The 14,781-nt window shown below is 66.5% G+C and carries 15 protein-coding genes; 7 read left to right on the forward strand and 8 right to left on the reverse strand.

The genetic code is table 11. The features are described 5' to 3' along the window. Positions 1–5: 5 nt before the first annotated feature. The 4 genes from FOZ76_RS09540 to FOZ76_RS09555 are packed head-to-tail and all read right to left on the reverse strand — an operon-like array spanning position 6 to position 4,236. Positions 6–491, reverse strand: a complete 486-nt coding sequence (locus FOZ76_RS09540; RefSeq protein WP_143947923.1) for a MaoC family dehydratase — start codon at positions 489–491, stop codon at positions 6–8. 9 nt (positions 492–500) lie between these two features. Continuing rightward, a complete protein-coding gene (locus FOZ76_RS09545) occupies positions 501–1,520 on the reverse strand; it encodes a cyclase family protein (protein WP_143947924.1) in 1,020 nt (339 codons plus the stop codon). Continuing rightward, complete coding sequence (locus tag FOZ76_RS09550; protein ID WP_143947925.1) at positions 1,517–3,049, reverse strand: class I adenylate-forming enzyme family protein; 1,533 nt, start codon at positions 3,047–3,049, stop codon at positions 1,517–1,519. The genes FOZ76_RS09545 and FOZ76_RS09550 overlap by 4 nt, the downstream gene beginning before the upstream one ends. Beyond that, a complete protein-coding gene (locus FOZ76_RS09555; protein WP_143947926.1) occupies positions 3,046–4,236 on the reverse strand; it encodes an acyl-CoA dehydrogenase family protein in 1,191 nt (396 codons plus the stop codon). The genes FOZ76_RS09550 and FOZ76_RS09555 overlap by 4 nt, the downstream gene beginning before the upstream one ends. A 149-nt stretch (positions 4,237–4,385) precedes the next feature. Between FOZ76_RS09555 and FOZ76_RS09560 the strand changes: the two genes are divergently transcribed. Both FOZ76_RS09560 and FOZ76_RS09565 read left to right on the forward strand, forming a co-directional pair. Continuing rightward, positions 4,386–5,192, forward strand: coding sequence for an IclR family transcriptional regulator (locus FOZ76_RS09560; protein WP_143947927.1), 807 nt, complete (start codon positions 4,386–4,388; stop codon positions 5,190–5,192). 220 nt (positions 5,193–5,412) lie between these two features. Beyond that, positions 5,413–6,093 (forward strand): hypothetical protein, encoded by a 681-nt coding sequence (locus FOZ76_RS09565; RefSeq protein WP_143947928.1) that lies wholly within the window; start codon positions 5,413–5,415, stop codon positions 6,091–6,093. On the opposite strand, the gene FOZ76_RS09570 is transcribed toward FOZ76_RS09565, so the two are convergent. Then, a complete protein-coding gene (locus FOZ76_RS09570) occupies positions 6,090–7,430 on the reverse strand; it encodes an aminotransferase-like domain-containing protein (protein ID WP_143947929.1) in 1,341 nt (446 codons plus the stop codon). The genes FOZ76_RS09565 and FOZ76_RS09570 overlap by 4 nt on opposite strands. Positions 7,431–7,634: 204 nt before the next feature. Between FOZ76_RS09570 and FOZ76_RS09575 the strand changes: the two genes are divergently transcribed. Both FOZ76_RS09575 and FOZ76_RS09580 read left to right on the forward strand, forming a co-directional pair. Then, on the forward strand, positions 7,635–8,120 hold the full coding sequence (locus FOZ76_RS09575; RefSeq protein ID WP_143947930.1) for a PaaI family thioesterase: 486 nt from the start codon (positions 7,635–7,637) through the stop codon (positions 8,118–8,120). Positions 8,121–8,158: 38 nt separating this feature from the next. Further along, positions 8,159–9,040, forward strand: a complete 882-nt coding sequence (locus FOZ76_RS09580) for a DMT family transporter (protein ID WP_170235370.1) — start codon at positions 8,159–8,161, stop codon at positions 9,038–9,040. A 9-nt stretch (positions 9,041–9,049) separates the two neighbouring features. Here FOZ76_RS09580 and FOZ76_RS09585 read toward each other — a convergent pair whose 3' ends face one another. Beyond that, entirely contained in the window at positions 9,050–9,973 is a 924-nt protein-coding gene (locus tag FOZ76_RS09585; protein ID WP_143947932.1) for a LysR family transcriptional regulator, read from the reverse strand. 118 nt (positions 9,974–10,091) lie between these two features. On the opposite strand from FOZ76_RS09585, the gene FOZ76_RS09590 reads away from it, so the two are divergent. Both FOZ76_RS09590 and FOZ76_RS09595 read left to right on the forward strand, forming a co-directional pair. After that, positions 10,092–10,475: an SDR family oxidoreductase gene (locus FOZ76_RS09590; protein WP_143947933.1), complete on the forward strand. Its 384-nt coding sequence runs from the start codon at positions 10,092–10,094 to the stop codon at positions 10,473–10,475. 115 nt (positions 10,476–10,590) lie between these two features. Then, positions 10,591–11,832: an MFS transporter gene (locus tag FOZ76_RS09595; RefSeq protein ID WP_143947934.1), complete on the forward strand. Its 1,242-nt coding sequence runs from the start codon at positions 10,591–10,593 to the stop codon at positions 11,830–11,832. 111 nt (positions 11,833–11,943) lie between these two features. On the opposite strand, the gene FOZ76_RS09600 is transcribed toward FOZ76_RS09595, so the two are convergent. Beyond that, complete coding sequence (locus FOZ76_RS09600) at positions 11,944–12,774, reverse strand: SDR family oxidoreductase (protein ID WP_143947935.1); 831 nt, start codon at positions 12,772–12,774, stop codon at positions 11,944–11,946. A 107-nt stretch (positions 12,775–12,881) separates the two neighbouring features. On the opposite strand from FOZ76_RS09600, the gene FOZ76_RS09605 reads away from it, so the two are divergent. Further along, positions 12,882–13,853, forward strand: coding sequence for a LysR family transcriptional regulator (locus tag FOZ76_RS09605; protein ID WP_143947936.1), 972 nt, complete (start codon positions 12,882–12,884; stop codon positions 13,851–13,853). Between the two features lie 45 nt (positions 13,854–13,898). Here the strand turns inward: FOZ76_RS09605 and FOZ76_RS09610 are convergent, their stop codons facing one another. Then, complete coding sequence (locus FOZ76_RS09610) at positions 13,899–14,738, reverse strand: MipA/OmpV family protein (RefSeq protein WP_211366167.1); 840 nt, start codon at positions 14,736–14,738, stop codon at positions 13,899–13,901. Positions 14,739–14,781 lie beyond the last annotated feature (43 nt).

Raw genomic sequence — 14,781 nt, forward strand, 5'->3', positions numbered from 1 at the left:
TGGGGCTAAACGCGTTTGACGAAGCGTAGCGGCGTGTAGTGCATGACCACTTCGTCGCGTTGGTTGAGGACCTCGTTGTACGTCCTTACCAGGCCGCGGTCGGCACGGCTCTGGCTCGGGCGCGCCTCGGTCACCCGGCAGCGCACGTGCAGGGTGTCGCCGACGAATGTCGGCCGGTGCACCTTCAGTTCCATTTCCAGGAAGGCGAAGCCCGTGTGCTGCATGCACGATTGCATCAGCAGGCCTTCCATCAGCGTGTACGCGAGCGCGCCCGGCACCGCGCGGCCCCGCATGTCGGACTGCGCCCTGACGAATTCGACGTCGGTGAACAGGACCTCGGTGAATCCGGTGGCGTTGACGAAATTGACCAGGTCGGCTTCGGTGATCGTGCGCGCCACGGTGCGAAAGGTACGCCCGATGGTCAGTTCGTCGAAGTGCATGCCGAGCCCGACATACGGCACGCCTGCCGCATCCTGCAGTTCCAGTGGCATGTGAGTCTCCTAGACGGTGGCGATGGGATTCAGGGGCGAGCCCACGGCACCCGGCAGATGCAGCGGCGGGGCGGTCAGCAGGAAGGCGTGGCGGTGGTGGCGGGCGAGCCATTCGGCCAGCGGCGTCAGATGCCAGAGTTCGCCCAGGTGCAGGCCGAGCTTGAACAGACAGCGCTCATGCAGCGGCAGCAAGGCATGGCAGCCGTCGCCCTTGAAGTCGTACGGGCGGTCTTCCACCGCATAGTTGTCCGCAACCAGGGCGGCGATGCCGCTCTCGTCGATCCAGTCGAGCAACCGGGCGTCGCCGCCGTCCAGCACGGCGCAGGCGCGAGCGAGTCTGTCGCCGTCGGGTTCGCCGCCCATGCCGAGGATCAGGTCGGCGAACCCGGTGTGCAGGCAGAGCATGTCGCCACGGCGTACCTCGACCCCGTCCAGATCGATCACGCGCATCAGGTCCTCGAATCCGATTCGGCGGCGCTCGTCGCCAAAGTGGCGGCGCAGGTCCACCAGGACACCCCGGCCTTGCACGCCCTTGGCGGCCATGTGTTCGATGCCCAGGCGGTGGGCGCGCGACCAGCCGCCGTCGTCGTCCTGGGCGTGTGCGAAGTCCGCCTCGCCGGAATAGCCGTTGTAGAAGACCATTTCGGCCGTACCGTCGCCGTCGGCGTCGAAGTGCGAGCCGATATGGGACAGGCCGTCCCACTGCGTCGAGTACTGCAGGCTCAACGAGACCCGATCGTCGCAGGCCACGTCCGTGGTGTTGTGATCGTGCCGGAATGCATGCAGGAACATGGGCTTGCCGTCGCGCTGCGTGGGCATGAGGCGCGGCGGGTGGCGGGCCGGATTCAGCACGTTGCCGCCGGGCAGGTCCAGCGGCAGGCTCAGGCTGAAGACTTTGCCTGCGCGCACTTCCGCCACCCCTTCGCGCACCTTCGCCTCGGTGAGCAGGTTCAGCCGTCCCAGTTGGTCATCGTCGCCGAAATCCCCCCAGTTCGAACCGGGTGGGCGTTGCGTCCATCTGCGTGTCATGCGCGTGTCTCCTTGGCGGGTTGAACCGGTCCGCTGGCCAGGTCGATGCAGTCCGCCTGCAGCTCGGCCAGCAGATGCCGTTGAATCTTCTGGGTCTCGGTCTTCGGGATGCGAGGCACGAACGACACGTAGCGCGGCGCCATGTAGGCGGGCAGGCGCGTCAACAGAAAGTCGCGCAGCGCGTGCGCATCGGGCGAGCCATCGGCCACGATGTAGGCACGCAGTTCTTCGCCCATGATCGCGTCGGCCACACCGGCCACCGCGCAATCGCGCACCTGGGCATGCTTGAGCAACTGTTGCTCGATCTCGACCGGCGAGATCATTTCGCCGCCTCGGCGGATCAGCTCCTTCTGCCGGCCGTCGAAGTACAGGAAACCGTCGTTATCGAGATAGCCCCGGTCTGCGGTGTGGAGCCAGCCATCCTTCAGCGTGGCGGCGGTGGCCTCGGGGTTGCGCCAATAGCAGGAGAAAAACACGTCCGGCCGTTCGGCGCGGGCGACGATCTCGCCTTTGGCGCCGGCCCCCAGCACGCGTCCGGCATCGTCGCGTATGGTCAGGCGGATACCGTCGCGAGCCTTGCCGACGGAGCCGAAACGCGAGGATCGCGCCGTGTTCATGGACACCCAGCCGCCGGTCTCCGTCATGCCGTACAGTTCGCGCACGGCGATGCCGAAGCGGGATTCGATGGCCTCCCAGACCGGCGCGGGCGCGCCGCCGCCCACGCACCATGCCAGCTCGTGGCCGTGCTGCGGACCGGGGTGCTGCTTTTCCAGGATGGAGAGCACGGTGCCCACGAAGGTGAAGCCGGTGGCGCGATGCCGTATGGCGTCGTCGAAGAAGCGGCTGGCCGAGAAGCGCGGCAGCAGGATGAGCGTCGCGCCGCAGCTCAGCACCGAGGCGACGGCGTACATCTGGGGGTTGGCGTGAAAGAGCGGCAGAAACACCAGGACGCGGTCGTTCGCGGTCATGTCCAGGGAGCGAACCATGTCCTCGCCGGCTGCGGTATAGACGCCATGCGACAGCGCAACCCCCTTGGGCAGGCCGGTCGTGCCCGAGGTGAACAGAATGCTGTTCAAGTCGCTGTCGGCTGCTGTCGGGCGCTGCCAGCGGCGCGTGGGCTCGGACGGCGGGCACTCGAACGTGTCGTCGACCTGGAGGATGGGCAACCGCGCGGCGGCCTGGGCGAGCAGATCGGCCCGTGTTGCGAGCAGCGCCGGTTCGGCGATGAGCAGGCTGGCCTGGCTTTGCGTCAGCGTGTACAGGAAGCCGTCGCCCACCAGGCTGGTGTTCAACGGCACGCACACCGCCCCCAGCTCGCCCAGCGCCAGCCAGCAGGCCAGGAAGGCCGGCCGGTTGCCGCACATCAAGGCGACGTGCGCACCCGGGCGCACCCCATGCGCATGCAACCTGGCAGCGGTGACGCTGACGAGGTCGGCGAGTTCGCGATAGTCGTATTGCCGCTGTTCGAAGACCAGCGCGGGCGCATCGGGCTGGCGCTCGGCCAGCCGGTACAGAGAGTCCGTGATCACGGTGTGTCGTCCTGCAGGCATGTGGTGGCGTAGGCAAGCAGATGCTTGCCCACGGTGTTTTTCAGGATCTCCGAGGAGCCGCCGGCGATCTCATAGGCTTTCGCGTCGCGCAGGTAGCGGCCGAAGGGGGCGTTCTGCGTGACGCCGTAGGCGCCGCAGATCTGGATCGCCTGCTCGGCGGCGCGGGTGGCCACCTGGCTGGCGGCCAGCTTGGCTTCGCTTGCATAGCGTGCGATGTCGCGGTGCTCGTCCAGTGCCCGGCAGGCCTCGTAGACCAGCAGCCGGGCGGCGTCGATCTGCGTGACGAGTTCGGCGAAATACCATTGGATGCCCTGAAAGCCCAGTACCTTCTGGTCGAAGGCCACGCGCCGGGCGGCATAGGCCAGCGCGTTGTCGAACGCCGCGCGGGCGATGCCCAGGCTGATGGCGCCGGCCATGGTGCGCGAGAAGTCGAGCGTGGTGACGGCCTGGCGCACGCCCTTTCCCTCGGTGCCGATGAGGTGGTCGTGGGGCACGTGGACCTCATCCAGGACCAGATCCACGTGGGGCCCGTTGCGCAGCCCGAAGGTGCCCGAATTGGGGCCGTCGAAGGTGGAGACGCCGCGCATGTCGCGCCGTACGAAGAAGGTCGAAACGCCTTGCTCGGTCTGGGCGAGCACGATGAAGGCCTCGGCGGCGGAGCCTGACGTGATGAAGGATTTCGTGCCTGCCAGGACCCAGCCGTCGGACGTGCGCCGCGCGTGCGTGTCCAGGCTGCGGATATCGCTGCCATGGTTGGCTTCGGTGAGCGCGTAGGCGGTGATGAGACCGCGCGCGAATTGAGGCAGCACTGCCGCCCGCAGGCCGGCGTCGCCGAACTGGCGGATGAGGGTCTGGGCCTGCAGGATGGTGATCAGGCTGATGCCTACCGCCGCGCTGGCGTAGGACACCTCTTCGAAGACCGCCGCGCAATGCGCATAGGGTGCAGCCTGTCCGCCCCATTCTGCGGGCAGCGTCAGGCTGGTGTAGCCGTGCAGGGCCAGGGCCTTGATGGCCGCGAGCGGATACACGTCTTCGCGGTCGGTGGTATCGGCCTGCGGCAGTACGTCCCTGGCGACCAGTTGGCGCAGCGGGCCGAGAAACGCCGGCGGCGCGAGGTCGCGCCAGAGCCCGGCACTGTGCCGGTACGAACGATACGGGTCGATCACTGCAGTCCTCCCTGTGCTGGCGGCAACGTGCCGCTGCCTGGTTTGGACTCTATCGACGAAACGGCGCAAAATCGGCGTGAACCACAAAAAGTTCCACCTGGCGGAACCATGTTCCCGCCACGCAGGACCACCGCACAGGAGACAACGCCATGGAGCCGGACACGGTCGCTCATCCCGCCCGCCAAGATGCGGTGCAAAGCGTCAAGCGCGCGCTGGACATCCTGCGCATGCTGTCCTTCACCACCGCCTCCAGCGGCATGCGCTTTTCCGACCTGCAGGCGCAGAGCGGCTTGAGCAAAGGCACGCTGCACCGTCTGCTCAAGACCTTGATGGCCGATGGCTTCGTCGAGCAGGCCGCGGGCAGTCGGGCGTACTTCCTGGGGCTGGAGTTTCTGTCGATGGGCGAGCGGGCGTCCAATCGGCTCGACATCCAGGCCGTCACCCGGCCGTCGCTCGAACGTCTGGCCCAGGCCACCGGCGACACCGTCATGCTGACGATCCGCAGTGGCCTGGACGCCGTATGCATCGACCGCGAGGAAGGCCCTTTCCCCGTCAAGGTGCTCACGCAGAACGTCGGCACGCGACGCCCGCTCGGTGTGGGATCGGGCAGCCTCGCGCTGCTGGCCGCGTTTGCCGACGAGGAAGTGGAGAACGTGCTCAGACGCAACCGCGACAGGCTGCAAGCCTATCCCCGCCTCGACACCGACAAGCTGCGCGCGCTGGTCCAGGACACCCGCACGCGCGGCTATGCGCTGAACACCGGGCACCTGCTCAAGGGCATGTACGGGGTGGGCGTGGCGATCCGCCTGGGCAAGCAGCCGGTCGCCGCGCTGAGCATCGCGGCCAACCACGGCAGGATGGGGCCGGAACGCCGCCAGCATATCGCTGCCCAACTGCGCCAGGAGGTCTTGCGCATCGAAGGGGAAATGGGCAGCCGCGCGTCGGTCGGCGCATGATGGGACGCGCCGGCCGCTGCGCCAGCGCATCGAGGCAGGCGCACGCGAGCGCGCCGCGCTGCAAGAGGCGCTGCAACAGGCCCGCCTGCAGCAGCAGGCCGCGCGGCAGGCCTCGCAGTCCGCGCGCGAGACCTTCGCCAACTGGGTCGCGACGCGCCAGGCAACCAGCCAGCCGGACCAGGATGCGTCGCTGATCGAACGCTCGCGCCAGCTCGATGCCTTGAAGGACGAGGAAGGCCGCCGCAACGACCAAGTGCTGGCGCTGGAGAAGCAGCTCCTGGACATCAGCCAGTCGATGAACGCGAACCAGGCCGAATTGAATCAACTGGGGCGCAAGGCCAGTGCAGAACTCGCTTCAGCCACTCGCAAGTTGGAGCTGCGGGTCTTTCTGTACCGGCTCGCGCTGACGCTGCCGCTGTTGCTGCTTGCCGGCTGGCTGTTCGTGCGCAAACGCAACAGCACCTACTGGCCGTTCGCGTGGGGCTTCATCTTCTTTGCGCTGTTCGCGTTTTTCGTCGAGCTCGTGCCCTATCTGCCGAGTTATGGCGGCTATGTGCGCTATACGGTCGGGATCGTGCTGACCTTGATCCTCGGGCGGCAGGCCGTCGTCGCCCTGAACCGCTATCTGCAGCGTCAGCAGCAGGCGGAGCAACTGTCCGATGCCGAGCGGCGCCGGACACTGGATTACGACGTCGCGCAGGCCCGGCTCGCGAAGCAGGTCTGCCCCGGCTGCGAACGCTCGGTCGACCTGAAGGACGGCACGACGGATTTCTGCCCGCATTGCGGCATCGGCTTGTTCCAGCCATGCCCGGCCTGCGGTGCGCGGCGCAGTACGTTCTCCCATTACTGTCATGCTTGCGGTGCGGCCAGCGGCTCGGGCCAGGCGCCTGGCGTCGCCTAGACCGGGAAGCGCTCGATGACTCCGCGTACCTGTCCGAGCACGGGCCGTATGCGCTCTGCCGGCATCGAAGCCAGCCCCAGCCGCAGCGCATGCGGCGCGTGCCGCGTCGTGGCGTAGGCCTCGGCCTTGGAGACCGCGATGCCGCATGCGGCCAGTGCGGTGGTGACCCGGTCCATGCGCAGGTCTTCAGGCAGGCGCAGCCACAGGAACAGCGAAGCCGGATGGGCAGCAACGTCCATGCCGCTCAGGACGTCCCGCGCGATGGCCTGTCTGCGGCGAGCCTCGCTGCGCATCAGCTTTTCCTGGCGGGCCACGGTGCCGTTGGCCACCCAGCGCGTCGCCATGGTCGTGACCACGCTGGGCAGGCTCCAGTAGCTGGCGCGGATCACCGCCTTGACGCGCCCCGCGCATGTCTCGGGCACGACGACAAAGCCGAAGCGCAACCCGCTGGCCACGCTCTTGGACAGGCTGGAAATGTGCACCGTGCGTTCGGGCGCCAGCGTCGCCAGGGCGGGTGGCGCGTTGTCGGCCAGGTACGCATACGAAGCGTCCTCGATCAGCAGGCAGTCATGCCGCCGCGCGATCTCCGCCAGACGGCCGCGCTGGCCTGCCGTCAGCACCCAGCCGAGCGGATTGTGCAGCGTGGGCATGGCATAGATCGCGCGTATCCGTTGGCGGCGGCACAGGGCGTCGAGCGCCTCCAGATCGGGACCCTCCGGCGCGCCGGGCACCGGCTGCAGAGCCAGGCCCTGGATCTCGGCCAGCATCTTGAAGCCGGGATAGGTCAATGCATCGACGGCGACCGCATCGTGCGGCCGCAACAGGGCGCGCACGGCGATGTCCAGACCCTGCTGGGCGCCATTGACCAGGAATACCTGTTCCGCCTCGGCCCGGATGCCGCGTGCGCGGGCCAGGAACGCGGCCACGATCCGCCGTTCATGGCGCCGGCCGCCCGGCGGCTGCTGGTGCAGCAGCGCGGCCAGGTCGCCACAGGACGCCAGTTCACGCAGCATGGTCCGCAGCAGATCCGCCTGGCCGGGCCAGGTCGGATGGTTGAACGACAGATCCACCGTGCTGGCGCTCAGGCGTGCCTCGTCGCCGCTGTCCCATTCGCGTTGCTGCGGCCGATCGCGCACAAAGGTGCCGCGGCCGGTCTCGCCGATGACCAGCCCCATCGACGTGAGCTGCGCGTACACCTTGCTGGCCGAAGCGACGGCCACACCGTGCCGGACGGCAAGCTGGCGGTGCGTGGGCAGCCTCGCTCCGGGGAGAAGCTTGCCGCTGCGGATATCGTCGGCCAGCTTCGCGACCAGAAGGGAGACGGGAGAGGTCGTCATGCAGTGTGTCTAGGACAATTATTTGATTGTTCCATTCTAGGCGGCGAGACTTCGAATCGAAAGAGGGGGATGGCAGGCGACGCGCTCGGGCGCTGGCGGCAGCCGGTGCGCTGGGTGGCGTGATCTACGACACCTACCGTTCCTACGCGCAAGCGCCCACGTCCGACCATCAACCGTCCGACCATCAACCCGACAGGAGGCCGTATGTCCCCATCCGTCCGCTATCTTCCGGTACTGGAATACCTGCAACGCGAGTTGTACGGAACGTTGGCCGACGGCGATATCACGCACATGCGCTACCCCACGGCGATCTCGCGGCTGCTGGAGTTCCGCATCGTTGCCATTGCCGAAGCCATGGCCGCCATCGAGCTGCAGGCCGATGCGGCGCTGCATGGCAACCAGCAGGGCACGGTCCATGGTGGACTGCTGTGCGAGCTGGCCGATGCAGCCATCGGCACGGCGCATTCCACCCTGATGCGGGAGGGCGAGAGCTTCACCACCATCGACTTGAAGGCAAGCTTTCTGCGGCCGGTCTGGCAATCGCGGCTGCGTGCCCACGCCTGGGCTTCGCATCGCGGAAAGACGGTCAGCCATTACCGGTGCGACATCAAGCGGGAGGACGGCAAGATCGTCGCCAGCATCGACAGCGCGGTGATGACCCTGCGCGGTGCGCATGCCCAGGGGCGATGAGAATGCGGCGAGCGCTTGTTTCCGCCTGGGGCCCTCGCATGGCGACCCAGCCGGTCATTGGCACCGTGTGCGGTGTGCTTGCGATCATGCTGTTCGCGAGCTTCACTCTGGTCTCGCGGATGGGGTTCAGCGCCACGGCGCTGACGCTGCCGGATATGGCCATGCTGCGCTTTGCCGTCGCCGGGCTGGTGCTGCTGCCCGTCCTGATCCGGCGTGGCCTGGGGCCGCTGCGATGGCTCCAGGCTGCATTGCTGGTCATGACCGGCGGTTTGGGATTCGCACTGTTTGCCTATGCCGGTTTCCGTCTGGCACCGGCCAGTCATGGCGGTGTTCTGCTGCATGGCACGATTCCCCTGTTGACGCTCGTCCTGGTTCGGTGGTGCTCGAAGACCCCGGGGCGCGCGACTGGCTGGGCAGGTCCGGTCCTGATCCAGACCGGCATCCTGATCATGGTCTGGGACAGCGTGCGCGGAGCGCCGGTGCACCAATGGCTGGGCGACGGCGCATTGCTGCTGGCGGCGCTGTGCTGGTCTGCCTACGGCCTGCTCAACCAACGGTGGAGGCTGGCGCCTGTTCATTCCGTCGCCATCGTCGCGACGGGATCTCTGGCGTGCTTCGCGCCCGTCTACCTGCTGGTGCTGCCTGCTTCCGGGCTAAGGGCCGCGCCGTGGCATGACGTGGTATTCCAAGGCGTGTTCCAGGGGCTGCTGATCGGCGTTGTGTCGGGCCTTCTCTATACGCGCGCCGTGGCGTCGCTCGGCGCACAGCGCACAGCCTTGTTCACGGCTGCCGTTCCCTGCGTCACCACCGGCGCCGCCGTGTGGCTGCTTGACGAGCGGCCGTCAGGGTGGGCTTGGGCAGGTGTTGCAGCCGTCACCCTCGGCATGGCAATCGCCATGCGCAGCCGCCGCACGCCATAGCGATGAGCGTCACACCGCGGATGCGGCGCGCAGAGAGCCGAACCTTTCTTCATACACCTTGCCGAGCCAGTCGATGAACACGCGCACCCGCGGCGACAACTGCCGGTGGTAGGGATACAGCGCGGACAAGGGCATGTCGGGGCTGGCCCATTTGCCCAGCACCTTGACCAAGCGGCCATCGCGCAGTTCGTCCTCGACGTGGTAGCGCGGCAACTGGACCAGGCCGCATCCGCGCAGTGCGCAGACGCCGTAGCTCTCGGCATCGTTGGTTGCCATCCAGCCGCCGAGCGTGAACGTGCGGGGTTCGCCGTCCACGATCAGGTCGAGCCCGTAGTCCACCGTGTTTCCGCTGGAAAAAAAGCCGACTGCCTGGTGGGCCGAGAGTTCATCCGGATGCTGTGGCGTGCCGAAACGGGCCAGGTATTCGGGGCTGGCGCAGATCACCTGCGGCATCATTGCGAGCCGTCGCGCCACCAGGGTGGAGTCCCGCGGCACACCGGCACGGACAACGCAATCGACGCCTTCGCGAACCAGGTCGATCAGTCGGTCGCCGCTGCTGACCACTAGGTCGATGCCGGGATAGCGCTTGCGAAAGTCGTCGATCCTCGGCAGCACGATGTGGGAGGCATGGACGCTGGACATGTCCACGCGCAGCGTGCCACGCGGATTGGAGGCGACGTTCCGCAACGAGCTTTCGGCGTCGTCCAGTTCGCTGAGTACATGTACGCATCGCTCATAGAACGCCTGGCCGTCGAGCGTCGGGCGTACCTGGCGCGTGGTGCGCTCGAGCAGCCGCGTGCTCAACCGGGCCTCCAGTTGCTTGATGGCATGGGTGGCGGTGGCGCGCGGGATCTCCAGCGCGGCAGCGGCCCGGCTGAAGCTGCCCAACTCCACGATGCGGGTGAACAGTTGCAGGGAATCGAAGCGATCCATCGTGGCTATTGTTGTCTTTGATTGAATTGATATGTCAATTTAGCAGAATTTATCTCATTGGGATAAACAAGAACAATGCTTCCAAAGGCATATCGCTCTCTTAGCTTTGGAGCACCCCATGAACACAAACGCTGCAACCAAGGTCGCCATCGTCACCGGCGCCTCCCGCGGCATTGGCCGGGCCATCGCCCTGCGCCTGGCCGCTGACGGCTTCGCTGTCACCGTCAACTACGCCGGCAACGCCGCCAAGGCCCGGGAAACCGTCACCGCCAAACTGCGCGGCCGGGGCATCACCGTCAATGCCGTCGCCCCGGGTCCGGTCGGCACCGAGTTGTTCTTCAACGGCAAGACGCCCGAGCAGGTCGCGCAGATCACCCATCTCGCCCCGCTGCAGCGCCTGGGCACCCCGGAGGACATCGCCGGCGTGGTGTCCTTCCTGGCCGGCCCGGACGGCGCGTGGATCAACTCGCAGGTGCTGCGCGCCAACGGCGGCTTCGCCTGAGCCCGGCCCCAAGGACAGTCGCCGCGGTCGCCGACCGCGTCCGTGCCGAGTTCCTGCGCCGCATCCAACCGGGCGACCTGCTTGTGTCGCGCATCCACCCGCATCAAAGGCCGCTATGTCCGTAAGAAGAAACACCCCCTCCGAGGTTGGGCGCTACTGGCGCATCCTTCTGACCGCCATGATGGGCACAGGATGCGGCCTGCTCTCCATCACTTTCTACACGCAGGGCCTGTTTTTCCAGCCGGTGGCGGCGGAGTTCGGCTGGACGCGCGCCGAGTTCTTCGTCAGCTACATGATCCTCATGCTGCTGGGTGTCGTCACGGGCCCGTTGGTGGGAAAGCTCGTCGCGAGATTCGGTGTGCGCCGAGTCGGCCTGTTCGGACTGTTCGGACATTTCCTGGGGTATTTGCTCCTGGCGGTGAATCCCGGCTCGCTCGTGCTCTGGTACCTGAGCCATGCCGCCTTGTCGATTCTGGCCGCAGGGTCCCTGCCGATCACCTGGACCGCATTGGTGAGCCAGTATTTCAGGGTGCGCCTCGGGCTTGCCATCGGAATCACGATGAGCGGCACGGGTGTCGCGGCGGCGTTGGCACCGCTCTACGTGCGCTTCGGGCTGGACACTTTCGGATGGCGATGGACCTATGCCAGCCTGGGGCTGATGGCGTGGGTTCTGGCGACCATCGTGGTGCTGGCCTTCGTCCGTAGATCCGGGCCAAGCCAAGCGCCGGCGCGACAAGAACCAGAGAGTCAGGAGGGCCTCTCCCCGAGGCAGGCCTACCGCGGCTACCGCTTCTGGTTCGTCAGTGCGGCGGTCTTTCTCATCTCGCTTGCGGTTGGGGGGCTGGTCCCGAACTTCGCGCCGCTCCTCGCCGAAAAGGGTATGGCAGCCTCCGATGCCGGCGCGATCGTCAGCCTTCTCGGTGCCGCCATCATCGCCGGCCGATTGTCGGCGGGCTACTTCATGGACCGCATTTGGGCGCCGCTGGTCTCGGCCATCTACTTCTGCGGAACGGTTCTCGGCATTGCCTGCCTGTTGCTGCCGGCGCCGCTGTCGGTTGGAACAGTCGGCTTCGCGGCGGTCATGGCCGGCCTGGCGCTCGGGGCGGAGCTGGACATCATTGCCTACATCACGCGAAGGTACTTCGGCTCCAGGCACTACGCGGAGATCTTCGGCGGTGTCTATGTCTTCTTTGCCGTCGGTGTCGGTGTCGCGGCTTCAGCATGGGGGTTCCTGGTCGATTGGACCGGGAACTACGATCCCATCCTCCTGGCATCCATCGCCTTGATCGTTCTTGCAAATGTCCTGATCCTTCTGCTGGGCCGCTATCCCCAGCCCGAGCATGCAAAGACGGCCTGAATCCAGCGAGGCTTGCGCCTCGGTGCAATCGGCAATCGAACGCTCTTCACCCATCGAGGCCAAGGCCCTTGGTCCGGGCATCGGTAAAGGGCCGTCAGCCCTTCGCCTCGTTCATCGATCCCGCTCCACTGAATACGCGATGTCCTTCTGCGCTTCGAGCGCCGCGAGCCGCTGTCGGAGCGCTGCATGGATACCGTCGAAGGCGGACGCGCCGAGCGTCAGGCGCAGCGGGGTCGCCCCCGCATCGATCATTTCGATCATCCGGTCCACCACTTTGCCCGCGTCGCCGGTGACCGCGAACGCGCCCGAATCGATGCTGCGCCGCACGTCGTCGGCGGGCGTGCCGTCGTAGACCGCCATCCTGGAGGGGCGAACCACACCCGCCTTGAAATGGGTGGCGGTCGGCCCCGGTTCCACGAGAGTGAGCGTGATGCCGAAGGGCTGGAGCTCCTTGGCCATCGCCTCGACGAAGCCCTCGATTCCCCACTTGGCGGCATGGTAGAGGCTGAATCCCGGGTAGGCGATCTGCCCGCCTTCCGACGAGATCTGCAGCACGCGACCGCCGCGCTGGTTACGCAAATGGGGAATCGCTGCGCGGATGAGCGAGATGGAGCCGACGAGGTTCGTATCGATGACGTGGCGGATCTGTTCATCGCAGGCCTCTTCCGCCGCGCCGAGGACGCCATAGCCGGCATTGGACACGATCACGTCGATGCGGCCGAGATCGGCGAACGCCCGATCGGTCACGGTGCGCACCGCAGCCGTATCGGTCACGTCGAGCTTGGCGACCCAGAGCCTGTCGCCGTAGGTCGCGGCGAGGTCGTCGAGTGCATCGAGACGACGCACGGTGGCTGCCACCCGATCGCCACGAGCGAGGAGGCGTTCGGTGAGAAGGCGGCCGAGACCGGCCGATGTTCCAGTGATGAACCAGGTTTTGCTCATGACATGCATCCAGGGTGAGAAGTGGGGGACGAGATGGGATGCTATGGCCGCAGCATTGTTATGATAAGAGCCAATTAACCACATGGGCTGGTGCATAAAATCTACCAATGGGCAAACCGACGCTGTCCGACCTCAGAGCCTTCATGGCGGTCGCCGAGCACCGCAGCTTTCGCCGCGCGGCCGATTTCCTGGGGATCGCACGCCCCTCGCTGAGCCATGCCATTCGTGGCCTGGAGGACAGCCTGGGCGTGCGCCTGTTGCACCGGACGACGCGCAGTGTGTCCCTGACCGAAGCGGGCGAGCGCCTGCTGGGCCGTCTCGATCCGGTGATGCACGGTCTCGATGCGGCGCTGGAGGAGGTCACCGGCGAACAAGGGAATCTGCAAGGCCAACTGCGCATCAACGGCAACGATGCCTCGGTCGAGTTGCTGCTGCGCACGGTGGTGCCCGAGTTCCTGACACGCTATCCCGGCGTCGAACTGGACATCGTGGCAGAAGGACGCCTGGTGGACATCGTCGAGCAGGGCTTCGACGCCGGCATCCGCCTGGGCGAGGCCGTGCCCAAGGACATGGTGGCGGTGCCGCTTGGGCCGGATATCCGCTTTCTGGCGGTGGCCTCGCCACGCTACCTGGCCGCGCGGCCCGCGCCGGAAGTGCCCGATGCGCTTGCCCGCCACCAGTGCATCCGGCAGCGCCTGCCCAGCGGCAAACGCTATCGCTGGGAGTTCAGCAAGCGGGGGCAGGCCTTGGAGATCGACGCGCCCGGCCCGCTGACGCTCGACAGCAACCCGCTGATGGTGGCGGCGGCCATCGAGGGTCTTGGCATCGCCTACGTGCCGGAACCCTATGCCCGTGCCGCCCTGGATGACGGGCGTCTCGTGACCGTGCTGGAAGACTGGTGTCCTCGCATACCGGGGCTGTCGCTGTATTTTCCCGGCAACCGCCATGTCCCGGCGAGCCTGAGAGCCTTTATCGACACGATCCGTGATCTGCGCGAGCGGGTCGAAGGGCTGGCGCCGTCGATGCCTCTACGCCAATCGGCGCCAGCCGTCCAGCCACGCCGAAAACGCAAGGGCTGAATCGCGCAAGGAATCGAGCCGCTGCATCTCTGAGCATTCTGCCCATTAGAAGTGGTACATGTAGCCCAGGAAAACGCGGTTGTCGGTGGAGCGATCCACCAGCGGGCTGTCCTTGGCGTTGGAGGAAAGTCTCCTGGCCCGAACGTCGAACATCATTGAATGGTGCTTGTTGAAACGGTAGACGCCCTGCAAGCCGACTTCGGTGCTGATTCCGGAGTCGCCGCGATATTCGGGCCGTCCGGCCCGCGCCTCATGCGCCTGCACGCCGTAATAGTAGTCGACGTACTTGCGGTCATGCCACGCCGCGCCGATGCGAGGCGTGAGGGTGAAGCGCTCGCCCAGCCGCCAGGACCTGTCCAGGCCGAGATTGAAGCGCTGTCCCTTGCTGTTGCCCGAAACGTCGTGCGTCCAATCCGCACTGAGGTTCGCCAGGCTGGTCTGCCACTGCACCTTGGCGCCGGCCCAGACGCCGCCTTTGCGCTCGTCCATGCCCTCCAGCGCCCAGGAGTCGTCGGACTCATAACCGGACCCTTCCCAGCGGCCGACGAGGCGAAAATCGATCCTGTTGGTCTCGCTGAATTGCCAGCCGGGCAGTTTGGCTTCCAGTGTGGTCGCGAAGAACCGGACATACCGGTTCTCGACATGCAGCAAGGGCAGGACGGTGGTATCGCGGTCAATATCGATATAGGGTTCCTGGTTGCCGACGACGCCCAGGCCGAGACCCCAGGTGGTTTTCCGGGGGTTCGCATCGTCGGCGAAGGCCGCCGGTGAAGCGAGCACCAGGCCACCGACGAGGGCGGCGAGCGTCAACCCCCTGGCGGCAAGTTGACCAGTAAGAATGAGGGGGTGATGAGAACCCATGGCTGCGCTCCTGATGGCGGTCAAAGCGGCATCATCACGAGGGTTCTCTTACCCGTTTCTTACTGAG

The sequence above is a fragment of the Verticiella sediminum genome (assembly GCF_007558815.1).
GTDB classification, from domain to species: Bacteria; Pseudomonadota; Gammaproteobacteria; order Burkholderiales; family Burkholderiaceae_B; genus Verticiella; species Verticiella sediminum.